Annotated in this window: 19 protein-coding genes; 10 read left to right on the top strand and 9 right to left on the bottom strand. The window is 56.2% G+C overall.

The genetic code is table 11. The features are described from left to right. Positions 1–33 precede the first annotated feature (33 nt). The 3 genes from ACGYLO_RS11235 (at position 34) to ACGYLO_RS11245 (ending at position 1,900) form a co-directional block, all read left to right on the top strand. Positions 34–522, top strand: a complete 489-nt coding sequence (locus ACGYLO_RS11235; RefSeq protein ID WP_394376527.1) for a hypothetical protein — start codon at positions 34–36, stop codon at positions 520–522. A 174-nt stretch (positions 523–696) separates the two neighbouring features. Beyond that, entirely contained in the window at positions 697–1,212 is a 516-nt protein-coding gene (locus ACGYLO_RS11240) for a hypothetical protein (RefSeq protein WP_273055677.1), read from the top strand. Positions 1,213–1,405: 193 nt separating this feature from the next. After that, positions 1,406–1,900 (top strand): hypothetical protein, encoded by a 495-nt coding sequence (locus tag ACGYLO_RS11245; RefSeq protein WP_273055679.1) that lies wholly within the window; start codon positions 1,406–1,408, stop codon positions 1,898–1,900. A 28-nt stretch (positions 1,901–1,928) separates the two neighbouring features. On the opposite strand, the gene ACGYLO_RS11250 is transcribed toward ACGYLO_RS11245, so the two are convergent. After that, positions 1,929–2,597 (bottom strand): hypothetical protein, encoded by a 669-nt coding sequence (locus tag ACGYLO_RS11250; protein ID WP_394376528.1) that lies wholly within the window; start codon positions 2,595–2,597, stop codon positions 1,929–1,931. Positions 2,598–2,807: 210 nt separating this feature from the next. On the opposite strand from ACGYLO_RS11250, the gene ACGYLO_RS11255 reads away from it, so the two are divergent. Then, positions 2,808–3,092 (top strand): hypothetical protein, encoded by a 285-nt coding sequence (locus ACGYLO_RS11255; protein ID WP_394376529.1) that lies wholly within the window; start codon positions 2,808–2,810, stop codon positions 3,090–3,092. A 1-nt stretch (position 3,093) separates the two neighbouring features. On the opposite strand, the gene ACGYLO_RS11260 is transcribed toward ACGYLO_RS11255, so the two are convergent. Genes ACGYLO_RS11260 through ACGYLO_RS11270 form a run of 3 tightly spaced genes read right to left on the bottom strand, consistent with a single transcriptional unit; the run spans position 3,094 to position 5,098 of the window. Further along, the gene (locus ACGYLO_RS11260) at positions 3,094–3,750 is read right to left on the bottom strand and encodes a hypothetical protein (RefSeq protein WP_394376530.1); all 657 of its coding nucleotides are present in this window, start codon (positions 3,748–3,750) and stop codon (positions 3,094–3,096) included. Between the two features lie 35 nt (positions 3,751–3,785). Further along, entirely contained in the window at positions 3,786–4,589 is an 804-nt protein-coding gene (locus ACGYLO_RS11265) for a hypothetical protein (protein ID WP_394376531.1), read from the bottom strand. A gap of 59 nt (positions 4,590–4,648) precedes the next feature. Beyond that, a complete protein-coding gene (locus ACGYLO_RS11270; protein WP_394376532.1) occupies positions 4,649–5,098 on the bottom strand; it encodes a hypothetical protein in 450 nt (149 codons plus the stop codon). A gap of 137 nt (positions 5,099–5,235) precedes the next feature. Between ACGYLO_RS11270 and ACGYLO_RS11275 the strand changes: the two genes are divergently transcribed. Both ACGYLO_RS11275 and ACGYLO_RS11280 read left to right on the top strand, forming a co-directional pair. After that, entirely contained in the window at positions 5,236–5,583 is a 348-nt protein-coding gene (locus tag ACGYLO_RS11275; protein WP_394376533.1) for a hypothetical protein, read from the top strand. A gap of 133 nt (positions 5,584–5,716) precedes the next feature. After that, on the top strand, positions 5,717–6,619 hold the full coding sequence (locus ACGYLO_RS11280) for a hypothetical protein (protein ID WP_394376534.1): 903 nt from the start codon (positions 5,717–5,719) through the stop codon (positions 6,617–6,619). Positions 6,620–6,693: 74 nt separating this feature from the next. On the opposite strand, the gene ACGYLO_RS11285 is transcribed toward ACGYLO_RS11280, so the two are convergent. Both ACGYLO_RS11285 and ACGYLO_RS11290 read right to left on the bottom strand, forming a co-directional pair. Next, complete coding sequence (locus ACGYLO_RS11285; RefSeq protein ID WP_394376535.1) at positions 6,694–7,251, bottom strand: hypothetical protein; 558 nt, start codon at positions 7,249–7,251, stop codon at positions 6,694–6,696. Positions 7,252–7,703: 452 nt separating this feature from the next. Further along, positions 7,704–8,615, bottom strand: coding sequence for a hypothetical protein (locus ACGYLO_RS11290; RefSeq protein WP_394376536.1), 912 nt, complete (start codon positions 8,613–8,615; stop codon positions 7,704–7,706). A 345-nt stretch (positions 8,616–8,960) separates the two neighbouring features. Between ACGYLO_RS11290 and ACGYLO_RS11295 the strand changes: the two genes are divergently transcribed. Genes ACGYLO_RS11295 through ACGYLO_RS11305 form a run of 3 tightly spaced genes read left to right on the top strand, consistent with a single transcriptional unit; the run spans position 8,961 to position 10,995 of the window. Further along, positions 8,961–9,335 carry a hypothetical protein gene (locus ACGYLO_RS11295; RefSeq protein ID WP_394376537.1) on the top strand — a complete coding sequence of 125 codons (375 nt, stop codon included), beginning with the start codon at positions 8,961–8,963 and terminating at the stop codon, positions 9,333–9,335. Next, positions 9,332–10,525 (top strand): hypothetical protein, encoded by a 1,194-nt coding sequence (locus ACGYLO_RS11300; RefSeq protein WP_394376538.1) that lies wholly within the window; start codon positions 9,332–9,334, stop codon positions 10,523–10,525. Before ACGYLO_RS11295 ends, ACGYLO_RS11300 begins: the two co-directional genes overlap by 4 nt. Then, on the top strand, positions 10,522–10,995 hold the full coding sequence (locus tag ACGYLO_RS11305; RefSeq protein ID WP_394376539.1) for a hypothetical protein: 474 nt from the start codon (positions 10,522–10,524) through the stop codon (positions 10,993–10,995). The genes ACGYLO_RS11300 and ACGYLO_RS11305 overlap by 4 nt, the downstream gene beginning before the upstream one ends. A gap of 17 nt (positions 10,996–11,012) precedes the next feature. Here the strand turns inward: ACGYLO_RS11305 and ACGYLO_RS11310 are convergent, their stop codons facing one another. From ACGYLO_RS11310 to ACGYLO_RS11320, 3 genes are read right to left on the bottom strand one after another with little or no spacing between them, the layout of a single operon-like run. Beyond that, positions 11,013–11,201, bottom strand: a complete 189-nt coding sequence (locus tag ACGYLO_RS11310) for a hypothetical protein (RefSeq protein WP_394376540.1) — start codon at positions 11,199–11,201, stop codon at positions 11,013–11,015. A 5-nt stretch (positions 11,202–11,206) separates the two neighbouring features. Further along, entirely contained in the window at positions 11,207–11,665 is a 459-nt protein-coding gene (locus ACGYLO_RS11315; protein ID WP_273055702.1) for a hypothetical protein, read from the bottom strand. Positions 11,666–11,723: 58 nt separating this feature from the next. Beyond that, the gene (locus ACGYLO_RS11320) at positions 11,724–12,794 is read right to left on the bottom strand and encodes a hypothetical protein (protein ID WP_394376541.1); all 1,071 of its coding nucleotides are present in this window, start codon (positions 12,792–12,794) and stop codon (positions 11,724–11,726) included. 254 nt (positions 12,795–13,048) lie between these two features. Between ACGYLO_RS11320 and ACGYLO_RS11325 the strand changes: the two genes are divergently transcribed. After that, positions 13,049–13,276 (top strand): hypothetical protein, encoded by a 228-nt coding sequence (locus ACGYLO_RS11325; RefSeq protein WP_273055706.1) that lies wholly within the window; start codon positions 13,049–13,051, stop codon positions 13,274–13,276. Positions 13,277–13,333 lie beyond the last annotated feature (57 nt).

Below are 13,333 nucleotides of genomic sequence, written 5' to 3' on the forward strand. Positions count from 1 at the left end.
TAGTCATTCCTGATTGAGTGCAGGAGTTGCAGCATGGCCCATAAGGTAAACATCTATGAAAATGGCTTCGACGAGGATGGCGTTTTGCGTCCATCGCGCATCATCGAGACCGACGATGCTGCAGAGGCGGAGCGCCTGGTGCGCGAAGAGATGAGCCGAACCAACTCCATGATGGCCGCCGACGTCCATGTCGATTGGCGCCTGTGCAGTTCCATCGAAGAATATGTCCGCCTGGGCAACGCCCCGGCGCGCTGGCTCGCAGAGAACCCGATAGACGGCTGCTTCATGTCCCTTCTCGTCGAAGACCCTGAGCATTGGGCCCAATATGGTGTCACCACCCCGGAAGAGCTTGAAAAGCACCGGCTACTGCAGTCCTATTCTGATCACTACAAGGAGACCTACGGCGTCCGGCCGCGGCACCATGGAATGACGATGGAGACGCCGATCGAAGAGGTCGAGGCAGCCTATGATCGTCTGGCCGATATGGCCCCCAGAGAGGATGACCAGTCAACTGGGTTGTAACTTGCGAAAACCTTGACGAAGCATAAATGCGCACTTAGGTAAGTTTCAGGGTCGGAGCGAACCCGGCGGCCCCAAGATGCCAAACCGCTCCTCGAAACATTCCACGATGATCATCCAGCGATCGGAGCGGGTAACGGGGTCAACTCGATATGACGGTCGCTTAGGAGCATCATTTTGGATTTCGATATCAAGCGTTCGCACATCTCAGCCCTGTCCAAACTCATGGGCAACCCCGACAACGCCAGGCTTTCCCATCTTCAGCGCATCGACCTGATCGCAGAGGTCCTCGGCTTCGAGAACCAAGCCGCTCTCATGGCCACGCTGAAGGCGGCCGAGGGCGCCCCCAAGTCTGCGCAAGTGGCCGCAAAGAAACACCAGATCGTTATGGTCTTTGGCGGTGAGTTCACCTCGGCGATCGACAGCAACGAGCCCATCGGGGACGACGCCTTTGGCGAGGTGCGGGTTATCGATTTCAATACGCAGGAGGAAGCCGATTGCTACCTGCGGGGGATCTACGACGGCGATGGCTGGGAGCGTTCGATGGTCATGGAGCGCAGCGGGCCCGATATGACACCTCAGGAAGGATCGTATCTCGCAGGACTTGCGCAGGATTCGAACCTCGCCTTGGTCGAATGGCACAATGCGCAGGCCGATCTCGAGGACGACGATCTCGACGACGAGCCTTCGTAAGCGAGAAAGGCCTCGGCAGAAATGCCGAGGCCTCCCGCTGCATTGGGACAGGTATTGCGATCCGCATCGCGGCTGATCCTGTTTTTATTGCGAAGCAATGTTAATTGTGTCCGACCTCATATATGCTTGGTTTGGCTTAGTTATTTTCACGAGCCCCGCATAATGTCTCCTTAAAAAGAGAAAGGGACGGCAGATGAAGGTCGAGTTACGCTTCAGAAATACAGATCAGGGAGATACGATCGCTTACCTCCGCACGGCTGGTGCTGCACCAGACGGCGGTCAGGTGGTGCGCTCGGAAGATGAATATGATGGCCTCGTGCGCGGCATCATGGGCGCCCGGAACCGGCGACGCGAGATCCTGGTCACCTCCAGCATGGAGAATGCCCGCACGGTGGCGCTCCTGCGCCGCGGCGACAGTCTCGGTGAGGCTCTGATCACCCAGCTTGACGAGGACATCTATGCCGTGGGCCTCACTACGCGCGATGGCGCTTATGACGATGGCATGCCGCTGATCTATGACTTGCGAGAAGTGGGCAAGCCCCTCGAACTCGTTGGGGACTTCCTTCCGATGAATGACATTCATGTTGAGGTTGCAAATGGGCCTCTGGAATTGATCACGGCTGACCCTTGTGAGCCGGGCATCGAAGTCACGCAGATCGAAGAAGACGAGCTCGACATGGTCATGTGATCTATTGGCCGGGCCCTGCCCGGCCGTTCTATTTATCCTCGGCGGTATCTGCAGCGTTTCTTGTGGCCTCGAGAAGCTGCTCGTACAGGTCTTCTGAAGATGAATATAGGGCCTCCGAGGCCTCCCATTCGAGCCTCTGGGCCTCAAGCCAGATTTCGACGTAATAATCCGCGGCATCCATGAAGGATGGATCGCGAAGGACCTTGTCGAACGCCAGGGCCGCCAGCGCGTAACCTTTGCCTGCTCCATAATGGCTATATGTGCCACTGGCTTGATCGGCAAAATTCATCATTTGCTCGATCTCAAGGATCGTAAGGGGCAAAATGAAGCCGCTTGGTCTGTCCGGCATCTCACTGATCTCGGCAAAGATATTGATCGCCTCACGCGCGCCCTGGGTGAAAAGAGCTTTGATAGAAGCGTCGCTGAGACTTCCTACATTCCGGCCCTGATCGTCTTCGCAGAGCTCCAGATCGCCGCGTGCAATGATGGGTTCAATACAATCATCGCAAATGGTGCATTTTGCGGGGATATCCTGCGGCGCCAAGGACCAGACATAACGGCGTCTCTGTCCCTCGGTGCCATAGCGCTGCGTGCCGTCGTGCTCCCAGTACCCCACTTTGCGGCGACAGAGCGCACAGCCGGTGTCTTCGACCTGGCTGCTGCTGTAGTTTCGGCCCGGGATGTGAATATTATCCACCTCGGGCTCACCCGGTCCGGTGTCTTTTGAAAATCTGGCTTCTCGGTCATCGTCTACCCTCTTCGATCTGACTTGTAATGGATGTCGCAAGACGGAGACATCCATGACAGGCAAGCATCGAAAAGATGGAAGGTGGCACCGCTTTCCTAACTTGGCTTGCAGACTTCGATATGCCAGCCTCAACAGCATCCCAATAAGAGGTGCTCCCTAATGCTTGATTACCCAAAAGTCTGCCGCGAGGCTTTTGCACTTGTCGACGACATCGGCAAAGGCGCGTTCAACACGGAGTTCAGCGAGCGCGGGACCCTCGCAACCACCGTCGAAGTGGCGATGCCCGTCTTGGCAGTATTCCGGGAGTTGGATCCGAGAGACCGCAGCTCCATCTTGGCCTGCCGCGCCCGACTGGCCAAGATCGCCTCCAAAGAGCAAGGCGTGTTCTCGCGCTACCCCGCTCTGACAGGCTTTGCGCTCGGTAAGGCCATAACGGTCCAATAGATCAAGGCGACGGGCTCGCCTCTTCTTCGAGGGCCTTTCTGGCTACCTTACGTGCAACCTTTGCCTGGGCAAACATCAAGTCGACTTCGGCTTCCGTCATCGCCCGCATGCCGGCGGGGAGTGAAGGCGACGTGCCTTCAGGCAGCCAGGTCAGACTCTCGGGATCTAGACCGATTTTCTCGACAGCATCATGCGCATCCGGTGCGATCAGGATGACGTCACTGAGACGACCACCTGGGTATGCCGTCCAGCAGACGGAGAAGGTGTTGATCGTCCCGCGGCTCAGGCCGTGACTAGAGCGGCCCCAGGACTCCGCCTCTCCATGTACGGAGTGCGGCAGGCCAATCTCATTGCAGACGACATTGGTAAGAGAGTTGCACCATTCGATACCCTCGAGCTTTGCGATCGCATCGTGGTTGCTCTTCTTGGGCCGAGAAGCCCCATTGCGCGTAGGTTTCGTCCATCCTTCAGGTGCCTCATTCCGGGGAAACTTGAAGGCGCCGGGCTTTTCAAAAGGCAGGCGGAATGCGCCGACGGCACCGATTTCTTCCATATATGCTTTGAGCCGGCCATCAGCTGCGAACATGTCTTCGCGCCATTTTTCAAGCACCTGCTTGGGGCGACCGGCTTCGGCGATGAGGTAGATCTCTTTGGCCATGGGGATGGTCCTTATCTTGAATTTCGGGAATGACCTCAGGCCATCTCAGGTGTTTCATCGGGTTCACGCTCAAGGGAGTGCTTGCGCAGGACCTCTCCAGAGGCATCCTGGATCTCGATCGAAGCCAGGCGCTCACGGCCGTTCTTTCCGTCCTGTTTCAACATCGGATACCAGGAGAGGCGTTCTTTTACCCAGGCATCCTCATCGCGGAGCTCTTCACCCGCGGTGACCCGCACCAGCGTATCAAAGACCTTGTCGATCTCTGCTGCGTCCTCGCTGTATTGCATCACCCGCTCGTAGCCACTCTTGTGGCAGCACAGAACATATTGGCCAGTCAGCGGATCACGGGTGTCGAGATCTTCCCGCTCCGGTGCGCAACCCGGAAAGACAGTATCTGCGGCAACCGAGAAGTAGCAGGTGTTGTACCCGAATGTCGCGTCCGCCAGATCGTTCATTTCATCGCTGCTGTCCCGGATCCGTGAGAAGGAGGCATTTGCCATGATTGATTTCGCGGCGCTCTCGAGGCGCTCCGCCGGCGCACCGCGTAGCCAGGTAACCTGATCTACGCGTTCTTCCTCATCCGGGTTCTCGACATCCTGCAGTTCAATACTGGGGTCCAGCTTCATCGCCAACTCCGGGACGACCCTGTAGAGGGCCCATTCGTCGTAGCTGTAGCGCTGATCCTTAGAGAAGGCACCGCTTTCGCGCAGTGTGCGGGCTGCATGCAGCAGTGTTGCCGCCTGCCCTTCAGGTGTATCGTTCTGAAAGGCCATGACGGCTGCACGCCGGCGCGCGGAGGCCGCCTGAGATTTGGGTGAGATGACTTTGCGAAAATCCATAACGGTTCTCCTTTAGGTGAGCGTTCGCGTCGGGCGTCCGCATAATCTGACTGAGGGGCTTATTCCGGGACGAGCAATGGCTCGGAACCGTCCTTCGGCTCGGGAAATTTCATGTCGGCCAATGTCTCGAGGTCGATATAGCGCTGGTAGTCCCAGTCCCCGTCGATGTCCTCGCAGTCAAGGAAAACACCGTCGCTGCGTCCGATCATCAACCGACCGCAAGTCTGCTTCTGATCATGCCAGTCTTCAATCTCACAGCCAAGCAGCGGCGAGGTGATCTTGTAGAGCGCGTCAAACAAAGGCCGCGGCAGATCCCCGGCCTCTCCTTGGAACGTCGCGCGGATTCCCACGCCATGGTATCCAGTATCGAAGTTGATGAGCACATCCCGCCCCAGGGCGGTCAGACAGGCATGGATCTGCGTGAAGAGTGTCTGAGGTGTGTCGCCATCGAGAGCATGGGCGTCAACAATCTCAGCTACGGCCGTTGGCTTGAGGGTCTGTCCGGTCATTCCACTGTCACTCTTTATCGTTGCGAATTTTGCACTTCCCTATACTTGTGTCAGGATGCCGAAAAAGAAAAGCTTTGCAGCTCTTATTGAATGAAAGAAGATCAGTAAGTGCCAATCATGATCAACGAGGAGACCTCATGTCGGACGCATCAAACAAAACCCAGGGGTCCTCAATCTGGGTGGTGGCCTATAACCACGACTACAACGAATATTCCCGGGCGTTTAATGATCCCCGTCTGGCGGCGATCGACATCGCGCGTGAGTTCAACATCACCGCCGTGATCTCCAGAGCCGGGGCAACGGAGGCCTTTTGGGACCGGATCAATGAGGAGTATGAGGCGAACAGCTGGAAGGGTCTCACGGTTCACAGCCTTGATCCGGAAAGCCTGGAGATGGTGAAACGCGCGCCGGAAGAAATGCAGTTCTCCCTCGAAGAGCTTTCCGAGGCGGATCCTGACTTCGCCATCACGCCGCCTGCCCCATAGCGCCCTCTTTGCGACGAATGGTATTTACCGAGTGCTCGTTTAACGAGTAGATATCTTAGCAAGCGGGGTCGCTGCGTCCCATGGGCATTTCAAAGCAGTAATTTCCCCTGCTGGCTATGATATGGAGATAAATTTGCTCAAACCGATTTTTTACAGCGCCGCCGTGGTTGTACTGCTTGCAAGCGCCACTTCAACATTCGCTCAAGGCAATCTCAAATCTCAACCCGTCGCATGCCTGTCGGTGGGCGATCAGTTTTCCCTCTCCGAGGAAGAAGAGCTTTTCAATGCTCCCGTGACATACGGCCTCAACAGGTTCAATAATGCCTGGTTGTTGCTCACCTACAGTCCTGACGGAGGTCCAAAAGCGAGATCGATGCTTCTCATGGAGAGTGGGAATTACATAATTCATCGTCATATTGATAATGGGAACCCCTGCGATAAAGATGCGGGAAATATGAACGACCAGTGCTCCCAAAACTACCACTGTGACGATCCCGCGGGGGTCAACGTATCTTTCGTTAGAACCATTCTTCCAAGCGGCAAAGCGGATGAAAATTACGGCGAACAAGGCTCTCTATCGAGTGCCAATTCACCCTTCAAAAAAGTCGTTTCATCACAAAGGGAAGCGGTGCAATGGTTTAATGATCTCCTTTCCCAAATCGATGGAAAGGATCCGATCAAGAACATTGCGGACGTCATGTTGCTGGATGCCCATCGGGCCACTTCGATGCTCGCTGATGGGGCTCAAGTCTCAATGACCATGGGTGACTTGGGGTTTGAGAAAGGCAACATCATCTTGAGCAATGCCGTCTTACCAACCGAGATCGACCGCGGATCAGCACCTAATCTCGTCTGGAAAGGTTTTGAGTGGGAGCCGTCGGCACTTTGGTCTGGTACTGCAACGGTGCGCTGTCACATTGATCCGGATGACATGCCGGAAGTTGATCACGGTGAGACCTACGACTTTGAGGCAAAACTCATTGAAATTTCCAATCAGGGCACCGGTGGTGCCCGTGTCGAGCTGGCCTGCTCTTGAGGCGTGAAAGTTCTCTGAAATGACCGTCTGAGAATGCCGCTCGGGTTCTTGTCCGAGCGGCATTCTCATTAGGATCAGCTGAGGTAATGCTCTTCCCTCTCCGGCCGCGGCGAACGTTCAATCGTCGCGGGATTAATCTCGGACATCGTCAGCTGTGCATTCACCTTGCGTGCGGCCATTCCAGCCCGGAACCACTTCGACGCTGCATCAATGTTCATGCGCGGGCGCCTCTGGCCTTTTTGCGGCTTTGAGGCCTCCATCACGGCGGCGACCATCTCATCGATACGGTAGAGCCCACCAGAAACCGGCAGTGGCATCTTGCGCTGTTGAAGGGCCTGACGTTTAACCTCCAGCTTCTCTGCCACGTCGGCTAAGCTGACCAGGTCAGGGCGCACCTCGCGCAGGATAGTGCCTTGCGGGAGAGCCTTGATCAGTGCCCGCGCAGTATCGAGGATCACGACCTCTGCGTCGTCCCCTTCTACCTCCAGCTCCACGCCGATCAGGCCAGCCTGGCCCGTGCCCACAAGGGCATCTTCAAACCCGGCCTCAAAGACGGCGTCACACAGGGCAAATGACTCGTGATCTCCTTCGGGGAGCGCGAAGACCAGTTCGAATTCGAATTCTCCAGCCATCGGCTTTTCCTTCGCCTTTCTTCTCGAGCCTCACGCAAGACAGGGCCTTCTGCCTAACCTTCTTCGCGTGCTGCTGCGGGTTCTTGGGTGTGGACCACACCGACATGTTGTAGAACGTGCCGCAGCGGCACTCCTTATCGTTGGCTGGACAGCGGAGAATCCCCCAAACATGCCCCTTGCCTTCAATCAGGTCCCATCCGAGAGGTTCCAGCTCTTGGATGACAGCCTCGATTTCTTTTGACGTGTGCTTCTTCCTTGGCACTGAAGATACCCCATCTTCTTAAATTGTCAAACGACAAGTTAGAAGGTCGACTAAAACATCACTCCAAATCGTAGCCGGGGTTCAGCACGTCCCACAGCGGGTTAACGGGCAGAGAATTGGCGCGATCTTTCAATCCTCAAAGCTGCCGTCTTCCATGCCAGCGCCGCATCCTTCGATACGAGCCGTCCTGTTACAGTTCGGGCGCAGCTTCTTCCGGGGTCGCTGGCGGATCAAAGTAAACCTGAGCATGAGCCTCGAACTGCTTGCGCAAATCCTCTTCGCTTTCCCCGGTGAGCAGGAACCCTTCCGCATCGTCATTCGGATCCCAGATAACAAAACCATGCCCGGCAACGAAGAGCGGAGCCGCACGCTCTTTCAGGTCCGCCGGTGCTTCAAGCTCAAAGGTACCCTTATCATCGACCCGAAAGTCATAGATCTCTACCAGATCAGTCCGACGGTATGGATCCGTCTCAACATCATCCCGCGCGGCTTTGGCACGAGAGAACATCAGGTCGACCTCGGCCTTTGACAGACGTTCAAATCCCACGTCGACATCCGGGTCCGCACCTTCAGGGCGCCAAGAGACCTGCGCATTACTCTGATTTTGGAATTCTGTCTTCCGGCGTTCATAATCAGGGGTGACCAAGATCACATCCCCCAGCGATCCATCAGCATGCTCGGTCCAGAGCGCCGTGAAGGCGGCCGCATTCGTCCCGCGCAGCAATAGGTAATTCTCACCGCGCCCGCTTCCACCGCTGCGATTGACGTTGATGAGATCGGGCAAGCCCAGCTCTCGGGTCGCGACAATCTCAAGCGGCGCACACCAATCGAGGTCATCCAAGCGTTTGGCGGCCTCTTTGTTGGTTTTCTTAGGTCGGCTGGCACCCTGAGCACCAGGCTTGGTCCACCCCTCAGGGACGGTGTCGTTCTGGAATTTGAATGCGTAGGGCTTCTCGAATTTCTCAAGAAAGCAGCCAATGGCGCCAATCTCATCCATATAAGCCACCAGGCGCTTGTGCGATGCGAGGTAATCCTGCCGCCAGTTCTCCAGAACCTCTTTCGCGCGCCCGCCGCGTGCCACCAAATACTGCTCGTTTGCCATGCTGTTTTCCTGCTGCCTGTCCAGCGGAGCCGCTGGCGCTTCTTGTCTCTGCTCAGAAGATAGGGGCTTTAGGGCTTTGCGAAAAGCATTGTTGCGCATAATTAACACGTATACCCAAACTCACAGGTTTCAGAATGCCATTATCATACCCCGATGGACGAATGGTCACAGAGCGCTGCGGCGCCTGCCACGGGTCCGGCTTTCATTTGAAGTCCGGCGCGCCGCTCAGCTTTGCCAAATGCTGGATGTGCAATGGATGGCGTGGGAAGTATGATCATCGGCGGTGCGATCTCGCCCAGCCTTCAGAGACCTCGGACCCGTCCGACAGGCCTGCGGAAGCACCACGTGACGCAAGCTGAACCAATGGTGCTTTATCATGGGACATCAGATGCTTCCGCGCGAGAGCTCATGCAATATGGATGGGCCCCAGAGCGCGGCCGCAGTGGCGGCCAATGCGGCCAGGCGCGGTATCTCTACCTTACGACCACATCAGATAATGCTCAGTGGTATGCCAGCGAGAAAATGGTTGGTGTTGTACTGAAAGTCGAAGTTGACCGGTCTCAGCTCCGGGTAGATCCCGAAGACGGTGTGGGGGAAACGATCGAGGAGGAGATGAACTGCCCAAACGGTTTTCCAGGGAATCTTGTCTGTGTCACTGCACTTTCACCGGAAAGCTTTAGTTTTCTCGCAACAGCTGACCCTACGCCGGAGATGACATGACCCCCAACGCCGCTGATATCGAGGAGAAGCTTCTGCAGATCCTCAAGGACAACCGACCCGGGAAAGAGGTTCGAGGCTGCAACACCCATCTCGATATCTATGAACGCGCAGTTCAGAAGGAGATCATTGAGCCTCTTTTCAAAGACCTTGGAGAGCAGGGTCGGATTCAGGACATCGATGATCTGGGACATGACACGGAGTTCAAATTGGTTTGGAACCGCGCGCTGCGGGGCCAGTGCGAAGATTGGGATTGTCGAACTCTGGCAAACCTCTTCATCACAAATGCGGTCCGGGACGTGCCGGATTTCTTCCGAGTTGTCTTCAAAGACGACTACGACGCGATCGACGCAGCCATCCTCAAGAACCTTCCGGATCTTCTGTCAGGGGGCGGCATGGATCCCTACACTGGGTGGGGCTTGAAGTCATGGATGACGGGTGAGCACGTCGACATCAAAATGGATGGCCTCCAAGCAAGCTTCTGTGCGCGCGATGGGAGCACCCTCGAGCCACCCCCAAGGTATATCGCCTATAAAGACAGCGACCCCAGCCAAGAGCCGGTCGAGGTCTACGGCCTGATGAGCTTCCACTGCGAAGAAATCGACTATGACACCTCCATCAAAGCCTGGCAGGCTTGGTCAAATGCCCTGAGAAGCAAAGAGCTGAACCGGCGCGATCAATATGACAGCGTTGTCGGCCGCATGCTCATGAATCTCCTTCCACTGAATGAGATTGGCATCTCCCAGATGATGTTGCGCCAGGATGAATCCGTATCTGTCGAAGCGGGCCCGGATGGGGTCATCGCCTACCGCGGTGAAGTCCGTGGATTGAAGCGTCTTGTCGATGAGGGGCAATTCCTCTGCGGCCCGCGCGCAAGGTTCGCGGAGATCCTGGAAACGGGTGGCTTCTCGAAAGCAGGCGCGGGTGCGTTTCTCGATACCTTGGCGCAAAGCAGCTCCGCCTTCTGCGCGCTGGCGCCGGCGGGATCGAACTTTCGCTACATGCTGGATCCTGAAACTCTCATGGCCTTCGAGCAAGATGGCGATGACATGCTCTATGATCTCGATAAAGCAGATGCGCTGCCGATCATGGCTGCTGGCACCTTCGAGATGCCTGAGATGATCACTCACCGTGACCGCGAGGCCCGTAAATTAGCGGCAGATGTCTCGAACGAACTCGGAGAACCCCAATGAGCCTGAAGTCCCTCTACATCAAACGCCCCCTCGCCCCGGCCGACAATGACCGGATCGTCGAGATGATGGCGGGGTTCGACTTTGAACGTGAAGTCGAGCTGCATATGACGCTGATCTATTCCAAGCGCGAGGTCGACTGGAGCTTGCCCGTCTTCCAAGCGATGGAAGGCCCCCTGGAGATCGTGCCGCAGGATCTTGCCTTTGACCGGTTCGGCCCTCACCTGGTGCTGACCATGCGTTGCCCTGAGATCGAGGCGCGGCACCGCGCGCTGGTCGCGGCCGGCGCGCATTTCGCCTTCCCGGAGTTCAATGCGCATATCTCGCTGGGGCTCGACCCTGAGGGAGCTGTGCAGGACTATCCTGATCTCTCGGGGATTACCGGGCTCCAGTTTGAAGGCGAGGTCCGCGGGCTTGCCAACAAAGCAGAATCCAAGGTGAAGCCTCCTGAAGAAGAACCTGAGATGCTTTGAAGGCGCCCGCGCTGACGTCAGTCTGCGTTCCCGAGGGCCAGCAACAGCAGACACGCCAAGATCGGCAAACCGACAAGGCTTATCATGACCCAGATGATCTGGCTGCGGTTGCGCCGCTCGGCCATGCCCGCCGGAAGCAGGATATAAAGCCAGATCACGAATGCGATCGCGATCAAGAAGATGATGAAAGATAGGACGCCTTCCATCAATCTTAACCGTCAGTGTCTAACGAGACGACCCGGTCATTGACGAATTCGATGGTGCTGCGATCATTGCCGTAGTCATCATATTGATAGACCCACCGCGTGTATTTACGCCCGTCGGCGAGGTAATATTCCTCTTCGCTGTAGGGTAGGCCCCAAGCGCAGGTCACGGCCATATCGGTCATCCCAAGCTCAGCATCGCCGGTCAAAGCGCTGTTGTAATCCTTGCGAGAGATATGGCCGCGGTTATGGACTTCCGCCAAGAGCCGCCGGGCTTTCGTCCGTTCGGACGGGTCGTCATCATAGGTAAAATAGGACGCCGCATCGCAAAGATCAGTGGAAGAGATGCCGGACAGATCCTTGCTGGCCCCAATGTTCTCGAGGTCCTGGCTGAAATAGGGATCTGTGCAGGCCGTAGTGGTCAGCGCCACGATCAGAGCCAATCCTGATGTTCGTAAACCTGTCATTCGCTTCATTGAAAGCCTCCAACCATGCCCTTGCATACAACCTAAGCAGTCGCGCGCGTCATTTCACGACCCGAAAATTACCATTTCCTTCCCAGATGACCAGTTCTTGGTCTGAGGGCGCATCCATTGTGTAATAGCTGTACTCTGAGGCCTGCTTGAACCACTTGTACTGCGCCCGGGTAAAGCGCAGCCGCACCAACATATCTCTGATCTCAGTATGGGTCTCTTTGATGTTTGCGTTGCGCGCGAAGCTTGCCGCCACGAACTCAACAGTTTTGTACCCTGAGCCGATTGTGCGTGCATATCCATCTGCCTCCCAGAGCAACTGGCGCATGGCAGGGCCATAGGCATCACGCAAGGCCGGCAGCATGCGCTTTTGGGTTGAGACAATCTGACGCCGATAGGCATCGTGCTTTGCCTTCACGGCTGGATCGTCTCGGTATTGCTTGCCCTCCTCGTAGAGCATTACCCAGAGGTTTTGCAGTACAACAGCGCTGTTGATGGTATCAACATCTGACGTGTATTCGGAGACATTGAACTTCTTCAGATCCGCCATCTCACGGTCCATCATCTCCAGGTAGCTTTTGATGTCTGCGGCACGCGTCTCTGCCCGTTTGGCGGCCTCTTTTTCTTCGGCAATCCGTACGATCTCGGCCTGCTTGGCGTCATCGATCACCTTTTGAGCAGCCCGCTCTGCCTCCTCTTCAGAGCGGCGGGCTTCTTGCGCGGCGAGGCGTACCCGCTCCTCTTCTATGGCCACGGCATGTCGCTCCGGATCGATCTCCTCCAGCTCTGTCAGCCAGATGTCACGATCTTTCTTTTCTAGTTCTGCAAGATAAGCCTCCGGGTCTGCGGCCTTGAGTGCTGACATAGCTTCCAGGTCTACCGACTGCATTGTGCTGTAGCCAATCATCGTGGCCATAATGCCTACGAAGAATGCCACCGAAAAGCTGAACCCTCTATGCCCCAATCCGATCTGTGGGAGGGGCTTTATAAGTGCGATGAGCGGTACGATCAGCAGGGCAAGACCCAGGTAGAACCCCAGATGTGGCGAGATCACCGAAACGATTACAGAGCCAAACACCAACCCGAGAATAATGAGAACCGACTTAATGAACTTGAGAACCATGAATCACCTGAGAATTGCAAAATCTGAGCTAAATATGCAGGCAGGCTATGGCTGCGGTATGGCCTGCACCAGCCAAAAGTGAGGCTCATGCGAATTTAGTAGATATCTGTGTCCCAAAAAAACATCGAGCGATTTTAGGCCGCGCGGGTGGCAACCGTTTAATTTTGGGTCTCGTGGCCTATATATAAATCAATGGTCGCCGCTTCGCACCGAAGCCGCGCAGGGCGGAGGCTCCGCCATATGAAAGAGATTACATGACCTCGAAAAATTCTGTCTACACCCCCTCCAAAATGGAGACAAAGGCTGAGCGCACTACAGCCGCAGCAACCGAAATCATCGAGGCAGAAAACGGCCTTCGCGAAGCAAAGACGGAACGGCTGCGTGCGGCCCGCTTGAAATATGAACGGGATCAGAAGGCCGGACCCGAAGCGACACCAAAGCAGGCCACCAAGAAGACGCGCGCCAAGACCAAGGCAGCTTGAGCGGCCTTCGAATTAACGGTGGGGCCGAACAGCGCCGCCTGCTCCCCTCTGTATGTC

Source organism: Sulfitobacter sp. 1A13353 (genome assembly GCF_043557255.1).
GTDB classification, from domain to species: Bacteria; Pseudomonadota; Alphaproteobacteria; order Rhodobacterales; family Rhodobacteraceae; genus Sulfitobacter; species Sulfitobacter faviae.

Excerpts from the sequence above, each read along its gene's own strand:
- ACGYLO_RS11275 (WP_394376533.1), top strand. The coding sequence starts at position 5,236 with ATGTCGGACGCATCAAACAAAACCCAGGGGTCCTCAATCTGGGTGGTG.
- ACGYLO_RS11315 (WP_273055702.1), bottom strand. The coding sequence starts at position 11,665 with ATGACAGGTTTACGAACATCAGGATTGGCTCTGATCGTGGCGCTGACC.
- ACGYLO_RS11325 (WP_273055706.1), top strand. The coding sequence starts at position 13,049 with ATGACCTCGAAAAATTCTGTCTACACCCCCTCCAAAATGGAGACAAAG.
- ACGYLO_RS11290 (WP_394376536.1), bottom strand. The coding sequence starts at position 8,615 with ATGGCAAACGAGCAGTATTTGGTGGCACGCGGCGGGCGCGCGAAAGAG.
- ACGYLO_RS11235 (WP_394376527.1), top strand. The coding sequence starts at position 34 with ATGGCCCATAAGGTAAACATCTATGAAAATGGCTTCGACGAGGATGGC.
- ACGYLO_RS11320 (WP_394376541.1), bottom strand. The coding sequence starts at position 12,794 with ATGGTTCTCAAGTTCATTAAGTCGGTTCTCATTATTCTCGGGTTGGTG.
- ACGYLO_RS11285 (WP_394376535.1), bottom strand. The coding sequence starts at position 7,251 with ATGGCTGGAGAATTCGAATTCGAACTGGTCTTCGCGCTCCCCGAAGGA.
- ACGYLO_RS11300 (WP_394376538.1), top strand. The coding sequence starts at position 9,332 with ATGACCCCCAACGCCGCTGATATCGAGGAGAAGCTTCTGCAGATCCTC.
- ACGYLO_RS11305 (WP_394376539.1), top strand. The coding sequence starts at position 10,522 with ATGAGCCTGAAGTCCCTCTACATCAAACGCCCCCTCGCCCCGGCCGAC.
- ACGYLO_RS11265 (WP_394376531.1), bottom strand. The coding sequence starts at position 4,589 with ATGGATTTTCGCAAAGTCATCTCACCCAAATCTCAGGCGGCCTCCGCG.
- ACGYLO_RS11260 (WP_394376530.1), bottom strand. The coding sequence starts at position 3,750 with ATGGCCAAAGAGATCTACCTCATCGCCGAAGCCGGTCGCCCCAAGCAG.
- ACGYLO_RS11255 (WP_394376529.1), top strand. The coding sequence starts at position 2,808 with ATGCTTGATTACCCAAAAGTCTGCCGCGAGGCTTTTGCACTTGTCGAC.
- ACGYLO_RS11310 (WP_394376540.1), bottom strand. The coding sequence starts at position 11,201 with ATGGAAGGCGTCCTATCTTTCATCATCTTCTTGATCGCGATCGCATTC.
- ACGYLO_RS11270 (WP_394376532.1), bottom strand. The coding sequence starts at position 5,098 with ATGACCGGACAGACCCTCAAGCCAACGGCCGTAGCTGAGATTGTTGAC.
- ACGYLO_RS11245 (WP_273055679.1), top strand. The coding sequence starts at position 1,406 with ATGAAGGTCGAGTTACGCTTCAGAAATACAGATCAGGGAGATACGATC.